We start from the raw sequence: 17,322 nt of genomic DNA, 5'->3' as shown, positions 1-17,322 counted from the left end.
ACCGCTCCCGCAAGCCGCCTCAGCCGCGCTCGCCGGCCAGCCACTCCAGGGGAATCTCGTGCTGGCCGCGCTCGTCGGTGACGAACAGCTCGCCGTCGCTGATCATCAGGCTCCAGGACAGCGAGCGCGGCAGGTCCAGCGCCAGGTCGGCCAAGGCCTCCTGGCCGAGGGCGACCACGTTGATGTTCTTCAGGCTGCGCACCGGGTCCAGTTCCTTGCTCTGCCACACGCGCAGATTGCCGTAGGCCACCAGGCTGAACTTCTCGGTACGCCGCGAGCACCAGGTGATGCGCTCGCTGTCCGGCTGGCCGACCTCGATCCAATGCAGCACGCGGCCGTCCAGGCTCTTCTCCCACAGCGCCGGCTCGTCGACGTCCGACAGACCGCGGCCGAAGGCCAACTGCTCGTGATAGAACAGCACATAGGCGATCAGCCGCGCGGCCAGGCGCTCCTCGGTCTCCGAAGGGTGCCGGGCGACGGTGAAACGCAGGCTCTCGTAGACGCTGCGGTCCATGTCGGTGAGGTTCAGGTCGATCTTGTAGGTGGTCGATGGCAGGGCCATGGCGGGCTTCTTGGCTGGTCGTAAAGGCGGCAAGTCTACCCTGATCTGTCGGCCCGTGCCCTAGCGATGCGCCCGTGGCCAGGCCACCGCCAATGCAATAGGCTTGCAGGCATTGCAGCCACAGGAGCCACCATGAGCGCGCCCAGCAAACCCCTCGCCGGCCTGAAAGTGATCGAACTCGGCAGTCTGATCGCCGGCCCCTTCGCCGCGCGCATCTGCGCCGAGTTCGGCGCCGAGGTGATCAAGGTGGAATCGCCCGATGGTGGCGACCCGCTGCGCAAGTGGCGCAAGCTCTACGAGGGCACCTCGCTGTGGTGGTTCGTGCAGGCGCGCAATAAGCGCTCGATCACCCTTAACCTCAAGCACGAAGCCGGCCGCGAGGTATTACGCAAGCTGCTGGCGGACGCCGATATCCTGATCGAGAACTTCCGCCCCGGCGTGCTGGAGAAGCTCGGCCTGGGCTGGGACGTGCTGCACGCGCTGAACCCCAAGCTGGTGATGGTGCGCCTGTCCGGCTTCGGCCAGAGCGGGCCGCTGAAGGATCAGCCGGGCTTTGGCGCAGTCGGCGAGTCCATGGGCGGGCTGCGCTATATCACCGGCTTCGAGGACCGCCCGCCGGTGCGCACCGGCATCAGCATCGGCGACTCCATCGCCGCGCTGTGGGGCGTGATCGGCGCGCTGATGGCGCTGCGCCAACGCGAGGTCAACGGCGGCAGCGGCCAGGTGGTGGACGTGGCGCTGTACGAGGCGGTGTTCGTCATGATGGAGTCGATGGTGCCGGAGTTCGACGTGTTCGGCTTCGTGCGCGAGCGCAGCGGCAATATCATGCCCGGCATCACCCCCTCCTCCATCCACACCTGCGCCGACGGCCGGCATATCCAGATCGGCGCCAACGGCGATGCGATCTTCCAGCGTTTTATGCGCGCCATCGACCGTGCCGATCTGGCCGAGGCCCCGGACCTGGCCGACAACGCCGGGCGCGATGCGCGGCGCGACGAGCTGTACGGGGTGATCGACCGCTGGGCGGCGAGCCTGCCGTTGAGCGAGGTGGAAGCACTGCTCAAGCGCGCCGAGGTGCCGGCCAGCCGCATCTACTCGGCGGCGGACATGCTCGACGACCCGCAGTTTCTCGCCCGCGAGATGTTCCTTTCGGCCAAGCTCCCCGACGGCAAGGCGTTCAAGATGCCCGGCATAGTGCCCAAGCTGTCCGACACCCCCGGCTCGGTGGAATGGACCGGCCCGGCACTGGGCGAGCACAACGACCAGGTGCTCGCCAGCCTGGGCTACGACGCCGCGCAGATCGTCGCGCTGCGCGATTCGGGCGCGATCTGAGGCCGTGGACGAGCTGCCGGAGGAGGTACGCCGCCTGCTGCGCCTGGAGCAGCGCGAGGCGGCCATCGAGCTGCTGCGCCTGCGTCAGCGCCTGAGCGAGGAAGAGGCGACCCGGCGCGTTGATCTGTATCTGGAAGAGAATCCGCCGATTCGCCCGCGCGGGCCGGCCATCCTCCTCGCCAGCAGGCTCAACGCCCTGATCTGGCTGGTGCTGATCGGCCTGAGCGCACTGCTGGCACTGATCTTCGGCGGCTGACTCGGCCATCGACCCCGGGGATCGCTGCGCTCGGGTTGGGGCGCCAGCCAGCGAAACGAAACCGGCGCCACGAGGGCGCCGGTTTGCGTTGCCAGGGATGACGCTTACAGCGGCTTGCCGCGGTTGCCGTGAGCGGCGACGAACTGCTGCACGGTCTTCAGGTCGTTGGCCAGCACGGTGCAGCGCTCCTCGCGCTGGAACAGGTCGGCCAGGTGCGGCGGCAGCGCCGGCACCGCGTCGATGCCGGCCTTTTCCACCGCTTCGGGGAACTTGACCGGGTGCGCGGTGCCCAGCACCACCATGGGCGTGGCCAGGCTGCGCCGGCATTCGCGGGCGGCGCGCACGCCGATGGCGGTGTGCGGGTCGAGCAGCTCGCCGCACTCGGCATAGACCTCGGCGATGGTCTCGCAGGTCTGCGCGTCATCCACCGCCAGCGAATCGAACAGCTTGCGCGCCTCGGTCCAGCGATCGTCCTCGACACTGAAGCCGCCGCCCTGCTTGAAGGTTTCCATCAGCCCGGCGATGGCGGCGCCGTTGCGGCCATGCAGGTCGAACAGCAGGCGCTCGAAGTTGGACGACACCATGATGTCCATCGACGGCGACAGGGTCGGGTGCAGGGTCTCTTTCACATACCGATTGCCACTCATGAAGCGGTGCAGGATGTCGTTGCGGTTGGTGGCGACGATCAGCTGGCTGACCGGCAGGCCCATGTTGCGAGCCAAATACCCCGCAAAAATGTCGCCGAAGTTGCCGGTCGGCACCGAGAAGGCGATGGAGCGAGCCGGCGCGCCGAGCTGCAGCGCAGCGTGGAAGTAGTAGACGATCTGGGCCATGATCCGCGCCCAGTTGATCGAGTTGACCGCCACCAGGCGGGTGCCCTTGAGGAAGCCCTGGTCGGCGAAGCTGGCCTTGACCATCTCCTGGCAGTCGTCGAAGTTGCCCTCGATGGCGATGTTGTGGATGTTCTCACCGAGGATGGTGGTCATCTGCCGGCGCTGCACTTCGGACACACGGTTGTGCGGGTGCATGATGAAGATGTCGACGTTGTCGCAGGCCTTGCAGCCTTCGATGGCCGCCGAGCCGGTATCGCCGCTGGTGGCGCCCATGATCACCACGCGCTCGCCGCGCTTGGCCAGCACATGGTCGAGCAGGCGGCCGAGCAGCTGCAGGGCGAAGTCCTTGAACGCCAGGGTCGGGCCGTGGAACAGCTCCAGCACCCACTCGTTGCCGTTGAGCTGGCGCAGCGGCGCCACAGCGTTGTGGGCGAACACGCCGTAGGTTTCCTCGAGGATCTTCTTGAAGTCGGCGTCAGCGATGCTGCCGGCAACGAACGGACGCATCACCCGGAAGGCCAGCTCGTGATAGGGCAGGCCGGCCCAGGAGGCGATTTCCTCGACGGTGAAACGCGGCAGATTTTCCGGCACGTAGAGGCCGCCGTCGCTGGCCAGGCCAGCCAGCAGCACGTCTTCGAAATTTAGGGCCGGCGCCTGGCCGCGGGTACTGATATAGCGCATGGGATAAACCTTCGTTCTGCTGCACCCGCAGGCCAAGACCTGCGGGCGGACACGGGATTAGTTGAGCTGCTCGACGCGGATACGGACGATGGGCGAGGCCACGCCGTCCAGCGCTTCCATGGCGGCGATGGCATCGAGGATACTCGCCTCCTCCACGCGATGGGTGACCAGGATCATCGGCACCAGGCCGTCCTGCTCCTCGGCTTCCTTCTGCATGATCGACTCGATGTTGATGCCGCGCTCGGAGAGGATGCTCGCCACCTGGGCCAGCACGCCCGGATGGTCCTTGGCCTGGATGCGCAGGTAGTAGGCGCTCTCGCACTGCTCGATGGGCAGGATCGGGTGATCGGACAGCGAATCCGGCTGGAAGGCCAGGTGCGGCACGCGGTTGGTCGGGTCGGTGGTCAGCGCACGCACCACGTCGACCAGGTCGGCCACCACCGCCGAGGCGGTCGGCTCCATGCCGGCGCCGGCACCGTAATACAGGGTGCTGCCCACGGCATCGCCATTGACCATCACCGCGTTCATCACGCCGTTGACATTGGCGATCAGGCGATCGGCCGGGATCAGCGTCGGGTGCACGCGCAGCTCGAAACCGGCCTCGGTACGGCGGGCCACGCCCAGGTGCTTGATGCGATAGCCCAGCGCCTCGGCGTAGTTGACGTCCGCCGTGGTCAGGCGGGTGATGCCTTCGGTGTAGGCCTTGTCGAACTGCAGCGGGATACCGAAGGCGATGGAGGCGAGAATGGTCAGCTTGTGCGCGGCGTCGATGCCCTCGACGTCGAAGGTCGGGTCGGCCTCGGCGTAGCCCAACGCCTGGGCTTCCTTGAGCACGTCGTCGAAGGCGCGGCCCTTCTCGCGCATTTCGGTCAGGATGAAGTTGCCGGTGCCGTTGATGATCCCGGCCAGCCAGTTGATGCGGTTGGCGGCGAGGCCCTCGCGGATCGCCTTGATCACCGGGATGCCGCCGGCCACGGCGGCCTCGAAGGCGACGATCACGCCCTTCTCGCGCGCCTTGGCGAAGATCTCGTTGCCGTGCACGGCGATCAGCGCCTTGTTGGCGGTGACCACGTGCTTGCCGTTGTCGATGGCCTTGAGCACCAGATCGCGGGCCAGGGTGTAGCCACCGATCAGCTCGATGACGATATCGATCTCGGGATTGCTCGCGACGGCGAACACGTCATCGGTGGTGGCGATGCCGGTAATGTCGTACTGCGGCTTGGGCGAGCGAATGGCGATCTGGGCAATCTCGATGCCGCGACCGGCGCGCCGGGTAATTTCCTCGGCGTTGCGCTTGAGTACATTCAAGGTACCGCCACCGACGGTACCCAACCCACAGATGCCCACTTTGACCGGCTTCACACTCAATTCCCCATCAGCACTGCACGAAACGGCCGGAGCATGCCCCGGCCGCGGATAAAGAGCCGCACCTTACGAAGCGGCTGTTTGTTAGTCAATCCACGGCTCAGTTGGACTCCAGGGCGATCTTGGCCAGCTGCGGCGCCGGCTGATAACCCGGGATCATCTTGCCGTTGGCCAGGACGATGGCCGGCGTGCCGTTGACCCCGATCATCTGGCCCAGCTCGTACTGCTTGGCTACCGGGTTGTCGCACTGTGCCTCGGCCACGCTCTGGCGGGCCTTGGCGCGGTTCATCGCTTCCTGCTGGTCCTTGGCGCACCAGACGTTGACCAGCTCCTGGGCCGCCGGGCTGCTCAGGCCCTGGCGCGGGAAGGCGACGTAGCGCACCTCGACGCCCAGGCGGTTGAGCTCGGGCACTTCGCTGTGCAGCTTCTGGCAGTAGCCGCAATCGGTGTCGGTGAACACGGTGATATGGGTCTTCGGCGCCTTGGGCGCGAACACCACCATTTCCTTGGCCGGAATGGCGTTGATCTGCTTGGCCACCGCGCGGCTTTCCTCGATCTCGGTGAGGTTGACCGCCTTGCCGTCCTTGACCTGGAACAGGTAGCCCTGCATGAGGAACTGGCCGTCGGCGCTGGTGTAGAGCTGGCGCCCGCCCTTGAGCTGAACCTGATAGATGCCCGGCATCGGGCTCTCGGCGATGGCCTCGATCGGCAGGCTGGCATCCAGCGAGGTCAGGCTCTGGCGGATGGCCTGATCGGGATCGGCGGCCAGGCTGAAACTGCTGCCCAGCACCAGCGCCAGGGCAACGGAAATACGGGTTAGGGACATGAACACTCCTGTCGAACGAGGGACGGGCGAAGATCGGCACAGCCTACCACAGATGGCCGGCCAGGCAGCTCGCCGGCGACCGGACGGCAGGCCTAGCCGCGCGGATGGTGCAGCGCGTGCAACTCCTGCAGACGCGCCCTGGCGATATGGGTGTAGATCTGCGTGGTGGACAGGTCGCTATGGCCCAGCAGCATCTGCACCACGCGCAGGTCGGCGCCATGGTTGAGCAGGTGGGTGGCGAAGGCATGGCGCAGGGTATGCGGCGACAGCGGCTTGGCGATGCCGGCCACCCGGGCCTGATGCTTGATCCGGTGCCAGAAGGTCTGGCGGGTCATCTGCTCGCCACGCAGGCTGGGGAACAGCACGTCGCTGGGCTTGCCGCCGAGCAGCAGCGGGCGCGCCTCGCGGTTGTAGCGCTCGATCCAGGCAATGGCCTCCTCGCCCAGCGGTACCAGGCGTTCCTTGCTGCCCTTGCCGAACACCCGCAGCACGCCCTGGCGCAAATTGACCTGCTCCAGGCTCAACGACACCAGCTCGGTCACCCGCAGGCCACAGGCATACAGCACCTCGAGCATGGCACGGTCGCGCAGGCCGATGGGGTCGTCCAGATCCGGCGCCTGCAGCAGCGCCTCGACGTCCGCCTCGGACAGCGACTTAGGCAGCGGCCGGCCGATCTGCGGCAACTCGACCTGCAGGCTGGGGTCTTCACCGATCAGCCCCTCGCGCAGCAGAAAGCGGTAGAAGCCGCGCAGCCCGGAGAGAAAACGCGCGGTGGAGCGCGCCTGATAGCCCTGCTCCAGGCGCCAGGCCAGGTGATCGAGCAGCGCCTCGCGGCCGATCTGCGCAAGCGCCAGGCCGCGCGCGTCGAGCCAGGCATTGAAGTGTTCCAGGTCGCTGCGGTAGGCGGCACGGGTATGGGCGGACAGCCCCTTCTCGAACCACTGGGCCTCGAGGAAACGCTCGATCAAGGGATGGGACAGGGTGGCCATGAGGACTCTTCGCAGGCAGAGGGCGCCTAGTGTTCCACAGCCGAGACCGGCAGGACGAGTGCAACCAATGGAAACAGCCGGACAACCGTCGGTCGGTCGTCGCGCCGCGCCATACGACCAGTGGCCCGGCAAGCCTATCCTTGGTTGGGTGACAGCCGGAGTGGGCGGCGCCATGATTGCACCCTGCCATCACGCCACCGGTAGCGCCATGCCCAATCACGCCCACTCCCGTCTCGGCCAGATCCTGATCAACAAGGGCCTGATCACCCCCGCACAGCTGGACGCGGCGATCAAAGTGCAACTCGTCAGCCACAAGCGCCTGGGCGAAGTACTGATCGAGCAAGGGCTGCTGACCCAGAAGCAGCTGAGCAAGGCCCTGAAGAAGCAGAGCAACTTGCGCCTGGCCGCCACCCTGGTGGCCGCCCTGATGAGCCCCTTCCAGATGGCCAGCGCCGACATCCAGCGGCTGCAGCCGCCCAGCAGCATCAGCCGCCAAGAGACCACGCGGGGCATGCAGGCGCTGAGCGACACGGAAATGAGCGCGGTCAGCGCCCAGGGCCTGGACGACGCCCTGCAAGGCCTGCTACTGCGCGCCGAAAGCGGCGACGGCCTGGGCACGATCAAGCAGCTGGCCAAGCTGGTGATGCCGGCGCTGGACAACCTGGATGCCGAGACCGGCCTGCGCGACGTGCAGTACGACACCAGCAAGCTGCGTTCGACGCTGAACGACGACGGCTCGTTCAACGTCAACCTGCCCAGCTCCATCGGCGAACTGCGCTTCGACAATATCCGCGTCAAGGACGCCCCCGCCGGACAGAGCTTCGGCAGCCTCAGCCTGCACAACATCGACCTGTCGCAGGCCAGCCTGAAGATCAGCCTGCGTCCCTGACGCCCGCCTCCGGCGCAAAGCCCGGCAGCACCGGCACCGGCTTCTGCCGCTCGTCGACCGCGACGAAACTGAAACTGCCACTGATGGCGTGCTCGCGCCCTTCCTGATACAGCCCCTCGACGAACACCTCGACCGCAACCTTGAGGCTGGTGTTGCCCACCTTGCTCACCCGCCCGACCAGCTCGACGATGGAGCCGGCCGGAATCGCATGCTTGAAGTCGATGCGGTCGCTGGACACGGTGACCAGCGGCAAGCGGCAGAACCGCGTGGCGGCGATAAAGGACACCTCGTCCATCCAGGCCAGCGCCGTGCCACCGAACAGGGTGTTGTGGTGATTGGTACTCGGCGGGAACACCGCCTTGGTCACGCGGGTTTCCGACAGCGCGATGCGCCGCTGGATTTCTTGCTCTCTCGGACTCATGCCACTACTGCTCGCAATCGATGTGGTTCGGCCGGGCCGCGAAACCCGCCGGTCGACGGGCCCAGAAACGAAAAAAGCAGCCCGTAGGCTGCTTCTTTCAGAAAGGCGTCCGAACTTAGGACAGCTTTTCCTTGATGCGCGCGGCTTTGCCGGACAGGTCGCGCAGGTAGTACAGCTTGGCCTTGCGCACGTCGCCGCGACGCTTGACGCTCAGGCTGTCGACCAGCGGCGAGTAGGTCTGGAAGGTACGCTCGACGCCCACACCGCTGGAGATCTTGCGCACGGTGAAGGCGCTGTTCAGGCCGCGGTTACGCTTGGCGATGACGACGCCTTCGAAGGCCTGCAGACGCTGACGGTCGCCTTCCTTCACCTTCACCTGAACGATCACGGTGTCGCCCGGGGCGAAGCTCGGGATTTCTTTGTTCATCTGCTCGGCTTCGAGCATCTGGATAATCTTGTTGGTCATGCTGCGCTCCTAAGACAAGCCTCCCGGCCTGCCATCGATACGTTAACTATCGTCCCGCTGGCGGATGTATTCCTCCAGCAGCTTTTTCTCTTCTCCAGAAAGCGAGCGGCTATCCAGAAGATCGGTGCGACGTTCCCAGGTCCGCCCAAGGGACTGCTGCAAACGCCAGCGCCGGATGTGTTCGTGGTTGCCACTAAGCAACACCTCGGGAACACGTTTATCCGCATACACCTCCGGACGGGTGTAGTGCGGGCAGTCGAGCAGGCCATCCGTAAAGGAGTCCTCCTCGGCCGAATCGGCATGACCCAATGCACCAGGCAAAAGGCGCGTCACCGCGTCGATCAGCACCATGGCCGGCAGCTCGCCGCCGGACAGGACGTAGTCGCCAATCGACCATTCCTCGTCGACATGCGTTTCGATGAAACGCTCGTCGATACCTTCGTAACGACCGGTGATCAGGATCAGTGCCTGCTCCTGCGCCAGCTCGCGGACCGCCGCCTGATTCAGACGACGTCCCTGCGGCGACAGGTAGATCACCTTCGCCGCCTCCCCCGCGGCCTGCCTGGCACTGGCCAGGGCGTCCTCGAGAGGCTTGATCTTCATCACCATCCCCGGGCCGCCGCCGAAGGGGCGGTCGTCCACCGTATGGTGGCGATCCGTGGTGTAGTCCCGCGGATTCCAGCAGTGCAGCTTGAGCAGCTCCTGCCTGACCGCACGACTGGTGATGCCGTACTCGCCGATGGCGGCAAACATTTCCGGGAACAGGGTGATGACTTCGACGCGCATAGGCCTTAGAAGTCCGCATCCCAGTCGACCCGCATCTCGCCGGCTGCCAGGTCCACCGCCAGCACGCACTGCCCGGTATAGGGCAACAGGCGCTCGCGCTCGTCCAGGCTGCCCGCGCAGGGCTTGACCACCATCACATCGTTGGCACCGGTCTCGAACAGATGATCGACCACGCCGAGCAACTGCCCCGCCTGATCGACGACCTTCAGACCTTGCAACTGGTACCAGTAGAACTCGCCATCATCCAGGTCGGGCAGCTCGCCACGCGGCACGCAGATCTCGAAACCGGCGTAGGTACGCGCAATCTCGCGATCATCCAGACCTTTCAACTTGGCAACCAGCACCTTGCCTTGCAGGCGGCCGCTGGCCAGTTCCACTTGCTTTACCTCGCCGTCACGCCTGAGCGTCCAGCGCGGGTAATCGAGCACGTTATCGATGGGATCGGTAAAGGAATAGACCTTCACTTCGCCCCTGACGCCGTGCACCGAAACAATCTTGCCGAGAACCACCAGATCCTCGGCGACGGCCGGCGTCGTACTCATAAAAGTGCTTAGGCGGCAGCCTTGGCAGCTTCCTTGAGCAGCTGAGCAACACGCTCAGACGGCTGAGCGCCCTGGCCCAGCCAGTAGGTCGCGCGCTCCTGGTCGACGGACAGACGCACTTCGCCACCGGCAGCGATCGGGTTGAAGAAGCCGATGCGCTCAACGAAACGACCATCGCGCGCATTGCGGCTGTTGGTCACGGTCAGGTGGTAGAAGGGGCGCTTTTTGGAGCCGCCACGAGCAAGACGGATGGTTACCATGTGAACATCGTTCCTGTAGTCGGTGCTAACTTAAGGCACACACTTAAAATGGGCCTAGGCCCGAAAGGCCGCATATTTTAAGGATTATGCGGCGGTTTGCAAATCTCTTTTTCCGCCCGGCCATCGGCCGGGGCGCAGCCCCTAGAATTTCGGCATGCCGCCGCCGGGCAACATGCCGCCCATGCCGCGCATCATCTTGGCCATGCCGCCCTTGGCGGTGAATTTCTTCATCATCTTCTGCATCTGCTTGTGCTGTTTGATCAGCCGGCCGATGTCCTGCACCTGGGTGCCGGAACCCAGGGCGATACGGCGCTTGCGCGAGCCGCTGATGATGTCCGGGTCACGACGCTCGGCCGGGGTCATCGAGTTGATGATCGCCTCCATCTGCTTGAACTGCTTCTCCGCCGCGCCCTGGGCATTGCCCATCTGCGCCAGGTTGACCCCGCCGATGGACGGCAGCTTGTCCATCAGGCCGCCGAGGCCGCCCATGTTCTTCATCTGCTGCAGCTGGTCGCGGAAGTCTTCCAGGTCGAAGCCCTTGCCCTTCTTCAGCTTCTTGGTGAGCTTCTCGGCCTTCTCGCGATCGAGGGTCTGCTCGGCCTGTTCGATCAGGCTGAGCACGTCGCCCATGCCGAGGATGCGCGAGGCGATACGGTCCGGGTGGAAGGGCTCGAGCGCGTCGCTCTTCTCGCCCATGCCGATGAACTTGATCGGCTTGCCGGTGATATGCCGCACCGACAGCGCGGCACCGCCGCGGGCGTCGCCGTCGACCTTGGTCAGCACCACGCCGGTCAGTGGCAGCGCGTCGCTGAAGGCCTTGGCGGTATTGGCGGCGTCCTGGCCGGTCATGGCATCGACCACGAACAGGGTTTCCACCGGCTTGACCGCGGCGTGCAGGGCCTGGATCTCGGCCATCATCTCGGCGTCGATGGCCAGACGACCGGCGGTATCGAGAATGACCACGTCGATGAACTTCAGCTTGGCTTCGCGGATCGCCGCATTGGCGATTTCCACCGGCTTCTGGCTGGCATCGGAGGGGAAGAAGGTCACGCCCAGGTCACCAGCCAGGGTTTCCAGCTGCTTGATCGCCGCCGGACGGTAGACGTCGGCCGAGACCAGCAACACCGACTTCTTCTTGCGCTCCTTGAGGAACTTGGCCAGCTTGCCGGCAGTGGTGGTCTTGCCCGCCCCCTGCAGACCGGCCATCAGCACCACGGCCGGCGGCGCGGCATTCAGCGCCAGATCCTCGTTGGCCGCACCCATCAGCTCTTCCAGCTCGGCGCGGACGATCTTCACGAAAGCCTGGCCCGGAGTCAGGCTCTTCGACACCTCGGTGCCGACCGCGCGCTCCTTGACCTTGGCGACGAAGTCCTTGACCACCGGCAGGGCCACGTCGGCCTCGAGCAGGGCCATGCGCACTTCGCGCAGGGTGTCCTTGATGTTGTCTTCGCTGAGCTTGGCCTTGCCCGTGACGTTACGCAGGGTCTGGGACAGGCGATCGGTAAGATTTTCGAACATGCGCGTTCCTTTGGAAGTGCGGCTCGACCGGAGTCGGGTGTACGACAGGCGGCGGATTATAGCCAAGTCGCCGCGCCACCGACACCGCCAGCGGTCTTTCGTGCGGGCGATCATCTGTGCCACACTCAGCGCCTTTCGGGCTCGCCTTACACGGATTTATGCACCCTCTGCTGCCCAGCCTCGCCGCCGCCTGCCTGTACGCCGGCGCCGCCACCTACCAGGGCCTGCGCCTGACTCAGCGCAGCACCCCCGACAAGCGCCTGCTGGCGTTGCTCGGCGTGCTCGCCCTGTGCTTCCACGGCGGCAGCCTGTTCCTCCAGCTGCACGACGTCCACGGCCTGACCCTGGACTTCTTCAATGCCGCGAGCCTGATCGCCTACGCGGTGATTGCCCTGACCCTGCTGGCCTGCCTGCGCATCCCGGTGGAGAACCTGCTGCTGCTGCTGTTCCCCCTGGGCGGGCTGACCGTGCTGGCTGCCGAGTTCCTGCCCTCGGGTACCATCCGCCCGATCGACGAACACCCTGGCATCCTGGCCCACATCCTGCTGTCGATCCTGGCCTACGGCATGCTCACCATCGCCGTGTTCCAGTCGATCCTGCTGCTGCTGCAGGACTATCAGCTCAAGCACAAGCACCCCTCCGGGCTGATCAAGAACTTCCCGCCGCTGCAGACCATGGAGAGCCTGCTGTTCGGCTTCCTCTGGGGCGGCTGGCTGCTGCTGTCGTTGTCGCTGCTGTCCGGCGCGCTGTTTCTCGACGACCTGCTCGCCCAGCACCTGGCGCACAAGACCATCCTTTCCAGCTTCGCCTGGGTGGTGTTCGCCGTGCTGCTGTGGGGTCGCCACCGCCTGGGCTGGCGCGGGCACAAGGCCATTCGCTGGACCCTGGCCGGGTTCTGCCTGCTGATGCTGGCCTACTTCGGCAGCAAGCTGGTGCGCGAATTCATCCTGCACATCTGAGGCGCCTTCCTTGGACGACCTTCATGCGAGCTACCTGCTCGGCCTGCTGATCTTTCTCATCCTCTGCTCGGCGTTCTTCTCCAGCTCCGAGACCGGCATGCTCAGCCTCAACCGCTACCGGCTCAAGCACCTGGCCAAGGAAGGGCACAAGGGCGCCAAGCGGGTGACCCGCCTGCTCGACCGCCCGGACCGCCTGCTCGGCACCATCCTGGTCGGCAACAACGTGGTCAACATCCTCGCCGCCTCCATCGCCACGGTGCTGGCGGTGGACCTGTGGGGCGAGGCCGGCATCGCCATCGCCACCGCCGGCCTGACCATCGTCGTGCTGATCTTCGGCGAGATCACCCCCAAGACCCTGGCCGCGCTGCGCCCGGAACTGGTGGCCTTCCCCGCCAGCCGCCTGCTCAACCTGCTGCAGCGCCTGCTCTACCCGGTAGTCTGGCTGACCAGCGCGATCAGCAACGGCCTGCTGCGCCTGTTCGGCATCGACCCGGCGCAACGCGCCAGCGACAGCCTGTCCACCGAGGAACTGCGCAGCGTGGTGCGCGAGTCCGGCGCAGAGCTGCCGAAGAACCGGCAGAACATGCTGCTGGGCATCCTCGACCTGGAACGGGTGACGGTGGACGACATCATGATCCCGCGCAACGAGGTGGCCGGCATCGATCTGGACGACGACCTGGAAAGCATCGTCGGCCAGCTGCGCACCACCCCGCACACCCGCCTGCCGGTGTTCCGCGGCGACATCAACCAAATCGAGGGCGTCGTGCACATGCGCCAGATCGCCCGCCTGCTCAGCCACAACCAGCTGACCAAGGAAGCCCTGCTGGCGGCCTGCCACGAACCCTACTTCGTGCCGGAGAACACCCCGCTGTCGACCCAGCTGATCAACTTCCAGAAGCACAAGCGGCGCATCGGCATAGTGGTCGACGAGTACGGCGAGGTGATCGGTATCGTCACCCTGGAAGACATCCTCGAGGAGATAGTTGGCGACTTCAGCAACCAGGACAGCCTGCGCAGCCCCGACATCCACCCGCAGGACGACGGCACCTACGTGATCGACGGCGCCGCCTACATTCGCGAACTGAACAAGACCCTCGGCTGGCACCTGCCCAGCGAGGGCCCCAAGACCCTCAACGGCCTGATCACCGAGGCGCTGGAGAGCATTCCCGACAGCGCCGTGTGCCTGAAGATCGGTCCCTACCGCCTGGAGATTCTGCAGGCGACGGAAAACCGGGTGAAAAGCGTGCGGGTCTGGCAAACGGAAAAGCTCAAAGCGGACGCCGCAGCAGCGGAGTGAGACGCTCGGCCAGGCCCTCGGCCCACAGCCGGTAACCCAGCGCCGAGGGGTGATAGCCGTCCTCGGCCAGGTAACGCGGCTCGAACGGCAACTCCAGCGCGCAATACTCTGCCCCCAGACACCCACTGAGCTTGCGCAGCTCGGCGTCGAGCAGGCGCGCGCGCCAGCCCATCAGCTGGCGCAGCAGCCAGGGCAAGGCGCTGAAGTGCTGCAACGGCGGCACCGCGCTGAACGCCACGCGCACCCCGCGCCCGCGCAAGCCGTCGGCCATGCCGGCAAGCGCCTGCATCCAGCGCGCACTCGGTGTGAGATGGGTGGTGTCGTTGACGCCGAATACCAGCAAGGCCAACTCGGCCGGCTCGGCCAGTGCCTGCGGCAGCAGGCGCTCGTGGGCCTGGGCCGCGGTGATGCCGTTCTCGCCGCAGGCCCGCCAGCGCACCGGACGCTGCAGACGCTCGGCCAGCGCCGCCGCCAGACAGGCGGCCAGGGCCTGATCCAGGCTCGCCACGCCGACGCCGGCCACGGTGGACTCGCCGATCAGCAGCAGGCGCAGCGGCTCGCCGGGCCACTGCGCGCCGCACAGGCCGTGCGTCGCTCCCGCCGCCGGCGGCAGACGTAACGCCGTGCGCCGGGTATGCAATGCCAGCGGCAGCGCCAATGGCAGCAGCGGCAGCGTCGCCAGCCACCACAGCGCGTGCCGGCTCACAGCTGCACGCGTACCGCGCGGGCGCTGCGCAGCGCCTTGGCCCGCGCCGCCTCGATCGACTCGTCGCGCGCCAGGGCCACGCCCATGCGCCGCTGGCCCTTGACCTCGGGCTTGCCGAACAGACGCAGCGCGGTGTCCGCCTCACTCAGCGCCGCGCCCAGATTGGCGAAACTGGCCTGCCGCGAGTCGCCTTCGACCAGAATCACCGCCGACGCCGACGGGCCCATCTGGCGGATCGCCGGAATCGGCAGGCCGAGGATGGCCCGCGCGTGCAGGGCGAACTCGGACAGTTCCTGGGAAATCAGGGTGACCAGGCCGGTGTCGTGCGGCCGTGGAGAAACCTCGCTGAACCACACCTGGTCGCCCTTGACGAACAGTTCTACGCCGAACAGCCCGCGACCACCGAGCGCCTCGGTCACCGCCAGCGCCACGCGTTCGGACTCGGCCTGCGCCTGCGCGCTCATCGCTTGCGGCTGCCAGGACTCCTGATAGTCACCATTCTCCTGACGGTGGCCAATCGGCGCGCAGAAGCTGGTGCCGCCGGCGTGGCGCACGGTAAGCAGGGTGATCTCGTAGTCGAAGTCGATAAACCCTTCCACGATGACCCTGCCCTTGCCGGCGCGCCCGCCCTCCTGGGCATAGTCCCAGGCGCGCTGCAGGTCGGCGTCGCTCTTCAGCACGCTCTGGCCCTTGCCGGAAGAACTCATGATCGGCTTGACCACGCAGGGGTAACCGACGGATTTCACCGCCGCGGCGTAGTGCTCGAAGGTGTCGGCGAAATGGTAGGGCGAAGTGGGCAAGCCCAGCTCCTCGGCGGCCAGGCGACGGATGCCCTCGCGGTTCATGGTCAGCTGTGCGGCGCGTGCGGTGGGCACCACGTTGAAGCCCTCGGCCTCCAGCTCGACCAGGGTGGCGGTGGCGATGGCCTCGATCTCGGGCACGATGAAATGCGGCTGCTCGGCCTCGATCACCGCACGCAGGGCGGCGCCGTCGAGCATGTCGATCACGTGGCTGCGGTGCGCCACCTGCATGGCCGGGGCGTTGGCGTAACGGTCCACGCCTATCACCTCGCAGCCCAGGCGCTGCAACTCGATCACCACTTCCTTGCCGAGCTCGCCGCAGCCGCACAGCAGCACGCGGGTCGCGGAAGGCGACAGGGGGGTTCCAATACGGGGCATGAAGGGCTCCTCGAACAGAGAATCAGAAAGGCATCAGCAGATGACCGGAGGCGCGGGCACGCTGCAGACAGAGTTGCAACACCGCACGCCGCTCGGCGTTGTCCATGCGGCCCCAGCGGGTGATTTCGTCAGCCGTGCGCTGGCAACCGATGCAGACGTCCTGCTCGTCCAGCGCGCAGACCTGCACGCAGGGCGAGCGCACCGGCTTTTCCACATCACTCATCGTCAGGCACCAGTTCGCGGGCATAGCGCTGGGCGTTGTGTACGTAATGGGCGGCGCTGGCCTCGAGCATCTTCTTCTGCTGCTCGGTCAGTTCGCGCACCACCTTGCCGGGGCTGCCCATGACCAGGCTGCCATCGGGAATCACCTTGCCTTCGGGGATCAGGCTGTTGGCGCCGATGATGCAGTACTTACCGATCTTCGCGCCGTTGAGGATCACCGCATTGATGCCGATCAGGCTGTAATCGTCCACCGTGCAGCCATGCATCATCACCTTGTGCCCCACGGTGACGCCCTTGCCCAGGGTCAGCGGGAAGCCCATGTCGGTGTGCAGCACGCTGCCGTCCTGCACGTTGCTGTGCTCGCCGATATGGATCAGTTCGTTGTCGCCGCGCAGCACGGCACCGAACCAGACGCTGGCACCGGCCTCCAGGCGCACCTTGCCGATCAGGTCGGCGCTCGGCGCGACCCAGCTGTCGGGGTGGGCTTCGACACGGGAGCTTCCCAGGCGGTATTTCATGGCTCGGTTTTCCTCGACGGGTTCAACGCAGATGAATGAAGTGTTCGGGCGGCTGGTGCAGGGCGATCTGCGCGTCGTCGTACAGCAGATTGACCAGCTCCACCACCATGATCGCGGTCAGGCCCCAGATGCGGTACTCGCCATAGGTGTAGGACGGCACGTACCAGCTGTGCCCGAGGTAGTCGATACGGTGGGTCAATTCGCGCGGGTCATCGCGGAAGAACGCCAGCGGCACCGAGAACACCGAGGCGATCTCGGCATCGTTGGCCTTGTACTCCACATAGTCTGGCACCAGGCCGACATAGGGGGTGACCTGGATGCCGTGGCGTGACACCAGGCTGCTGAGCGGTCCTATCACCTCGACCAGCCCCGGCGGCAGGCCGATTTCCTCCTCGGCTTCGCGCAGGGCGGTATGCACCAGGTCGCGATCCTCCGGGTCGCGCCGACCGCCGGGGAAGGCCACCTCGCCACTGTGGGTCGACAAACCGCTGGCGCGCAGGGTCAGCACCAGTTCGGGTTCGTCACTGCGGGTGATGGGGACCAGCACCGCCGCCTCGGGGAAGCTGCGCTCGGTCTCCAGAGGGCGCGGCCGATGACCGCGCACGCGATGGAGCAACTCGTCCAGCATGGGCACACTCGGGGATTGTTATGCCCGGCATCATGGCATGAAAGCGTCGCCGCGCCCAAGCCCGAAGACAGGGCAAGGCGGCCGAGTT

Annotated in this window: 21 protein-coding genes; 5 read left to right on the top strand and 16 right to left on the bottom strand. The window is 66.1% G+C overall.

Going from position 1 to position 17,322, the window contains the following annotated elements:
• Positions 1–19 precede the first annotated feature (19 nt).
• Entirely contained in the window at positions 20–562 is a 543-nt protein-coding gene (locus AC1G9C_RS05795; RefSeq protein ID WP_480409676.1) for a YaeQ family protein, read from the bottom strand.
• Between the two features lie 132 nt (positions 563–694).
• On the opposite strand from AC1G9C_RS05795, the gene AC1G9C_RS05790 reads away from it, so the two are divergent.
• Both AC1G9C_RS05790 and AC1G9C_RS05785 read left to right on the top strand, forming a co-directional pair.
• Positions 695–1,894 carry a CaiB/BaiF CoA transferase family protein gene (locus AC1G9C_RS05790; protein WP_480409675.1) on the top strand — a complete coding sequence of 400 codons (1,200 nt, stop codon included), beginning with the start codon at positions 695–697 and terminating at the stop codon, positions 1,892–1,894.
• Positions 1,895–1,898: 4 nt separating this feature from the next.
• Positions 1,899–2,150, top strand: a complete 252-nt coding sequence (locus tag AC1G9C_RS05785) for a hypothetical protein (RefSeq protein ID WP_480409674.1) — start codon at positions 1,899–1,901, stop codon at positions 2,148–2,150.
• A gap of 104 nt (positions 2,151–2,254) precedes the next feature.
• On the opposite strand, the gene thrC is transcribed toward AC1G9C_RS05785, so the two are convergent.
• From thrC to xerD, 4 genes are all read right to left on the bottom strand, one after another.
• Positions 2,255–3,664, bottom strand: coding sequence for a threonine synthase (gene thrC, locus AC1G9C_RS05780; RefSeq protein ID WP_122108800.1), 1,410 nt, complete (start codon positions 3,662–3,664; stop codon positions 2,255–2,257).
• 57 nt (positions 3,665–3,721) lie between these two features.
• A complete protein-coding gene (locus AC1G9C_RS05775; protein WP_397498375.1) occupies positions 3,722–5,026 on the bottom strand; it encodes a homoserine dehydrogenase in 1,305 nt (434 codons plus the stop codon).
• 103 nt (positions 5,027–5,129) lie between these two features.
• Positions 5,130–5,855, bottom strand: coding sequence for a thioredoxin fold domain-containing protein (locus AC1G9C_RS05770; protein ID WP_397498376.1), 726 nt, complete (start codon positions 5,853–5,855; stop codon positions 5,130–5,132).
• A gap of 92 nt (positions 5,856–5,947) precedes the next feature.
• Positions 5,948–6,844: a site-specific tyrosine recombinase XerD gene (gene xerD / locus AC1G9C_RS05765; RefSeq protein WP_480409673.1), complete on the bottom strand. Its 897-nt coding sequence runs from the start codon at positions 6,842–6,844 to the stop codon at positions 5,948–5,950.
• A gap of 208 nt (positions 6,845–7,052) precedes the next feature.
• On the opposite strand from xerD, the gene AC1G9C_RS05760 reads away from it, so the two are divergent.
• Entirely contained in the window at positions 7,053–7,733 is a 681-nt protein-coding gene (locus AC1G9C_RS05760; protein WP_122108803.1) for a cyclic di-GMP-binding domain-containing protein, MshE-related, read from the top strand.
• Here the strand turns inward: AC1G9C_RS05760 and AC1G9C_RS05755 are convergent.
• The 6 genes from AC1G9C_RS05755 to ffh form a co-directional block, all read right to left on the bottom strand.
• Positions 7,717–8,154, bottom strand: a complete 438-nt coding sequence (locus AC1G9C_RS05755) for an acyl-CoA thioesterase (protein WP_021446145.1) — start codon at positions 8,152–8,154, stop codon at positions 7,717–7,719. The genes AC1G9C_RS05760 and AC1G9C_RS05755 overlap by 17 nt on opposite strands.
• A 115-nt stretch (positions 8,155–8,269) precedes the next feature.
• Positions 8,270–8,620 (bottom strand): 50S ribosomal protein L19, encoded by a 351-nt coding sequence (gene rplS / locus AC1G9C_RS05750; RefSeq protein WP_021446146.1) that lies wholly within the window; start codon positions 8,618–8,620, stop codon positions 8,270–8,272.
• A 42-nt stretch (positions 8,621–8,662) separates the two neighbouring features.
• Positions 8,663–9,406, bottom strand: a complete 744-nt coding sequence (gene trmD / locus AC1G9C_RS05745) for a tRNA (guanosine(37)-N1)-methyltransferase TrmD (protein ID WP_480409672.1) — start codon at positions 9,404–9,406, stop codon at positions 8,663–8,665.
• Positions 9,407–9,411: 5 nt separating this feature from the next.
• Entirely contained in the window at positions 9,412–9,948 is a 537-nt protein-coding gene (gene rimM, locus AC1G9C_RS05740) for a ribosome maturation factor RimM (protein ID WP_021446148.1), read from the bottom strand.
• Between the two features lie 8 nt (positions 9,949–9,956).
• A complete protein-coding gene (gene rpsP / locus AC1G9C_RS05735) occupies positions 9,957–10,208 on the bottom strand; it encodes a 30S ribosomal protein S16 (protein WP_003246162.1) in 252 nt (83 codons plus the stop codon).
• Between the two features lie 141 nt (positions 10,209–10,349).
• Complete coding sequence (gene ffh, locus AC1G9C_RS05730; protein ID WP_480409671.1) at positions 10,350–11,726, bottom strand: signal recognition particle protein; 1,377 nt, start codon at positions 11,724–11,726, stop codon at positions 10,350–10,352.
• Positions 11,727–11,884: 158 nt separating this feature from the next.
• On the opposite strand from ffh, the gene AC1G9C_RS05725 reads away from it, so the two are divergent.
• Both AC1G9C_RS05725 and AC1G9C_RS05720 read left to right on the top strand, forming a co-directional pair.
• Positions 11,885–12,685 (top strand): cytochrome C assembly family protein, encoded by an 801-nt coding sequence (locus AC1G9C_RS05725; protein ID WP_480409670.1) that lies wholly within the window; start codon positions 11,885–11,887, stop codon positions 12,683–12,685.
• A gap of 10 nt (positions 12,686–12,695) precedes the next feature.
• Entirely contained in the window at positions 12,696–13,982 is a 1,287-nt protein-coding gene (locus AC1G9C_RS05720; RefSeq protein WP_021446151.1) for an HlyC/CorC family transporter, read from the top strand.
• Here the strand turns inward: AC1G9C_RS05720 and AC1G9C_RS05715 are convergent.
• Genes AC1G9C_RS05715 through AC1G9C_RS05695 form a run of 5 tightly spaced genes read right to left on the bottom strand, consistent with a single transcriptional unit; the run spans position 13,954 to position 17,234 of the window.
• Entirely contained in the window at positions 13,954–14,688 is a 735-nt protein-coding gene (locus AC1G9C_RS05715; RefSeq protein WP_480409669.1) for an SGNH/GDSL hydrolase family protein, read from the bottom strand. The genes AC1G9C_RS05720 and AC1G9C_RS05715 overlap by 29 nt on opposite strands.
• Positions 14,685–15,866 (bottom strand): formate-dependent phosphoribosylglycinamide formyltransferase, encoded by a 1,182-nt coding sequence (purT, locus tag AC1G9C_RS05710; protein ID WP_480409668.1) that lies wholly within the window; start codon positions 15,864–15,866, stop codon positions 14,685–14,687. Before purT ends, AC1G9C_RS05715 begins: the two co-directional genes overlap by 4 nt.
• Positions 15,867–15,888: 22 nt before the next feature.
• The gene (locus AC1G9C_RS05705) at positions 15,889–16,089 is read right to left on the bottom strand and encodes a DUF1289 domain-containing protein (protein WP_480409667.1); all 201 of its coding nucleotides are present in this window, start codon (positions 16,087–16,089) and stop codon (positions 15,889–15,891) included.
• Positions 16,082–16,606, bottom strand: coding sequence for a gamma carbonic anhydrase family protein (locus tag AC1G9C_RS05700; RefSeq protein ID WP_397498379.1), 525 nt, complete (start codon positions 16,604–16,606; stop codon positions 16,082–16,084). The genes AC1G9C_RS05705 and AC1G9C_RS05700 overlap by 8 nt, the downstream gene beginning before the upstream one ends.
• A 22-nt stretch (positions 16,607–16,628) precedes the next feature.
• Complete coding sequence (locus tag AC1G9C_RS05695) at positions 16,629–17,234, bottom strand: CoA pyrophosphatase (protein ID WP_021444538.1); 606 nt, start codon at positions 17,232–17,234, stop codon at positions 16,629–16,631.
• Positions 17,235–17,322: the final 88 nt, after the last annotated feature.

This window comes from Pseudomonas sp. ABa2 (assembly GCF_056676075.1).
Note: the sequence above shows the minus strand (reverse complement) of the source record. Positions and strands in the feature narration are given on the sequence as shown.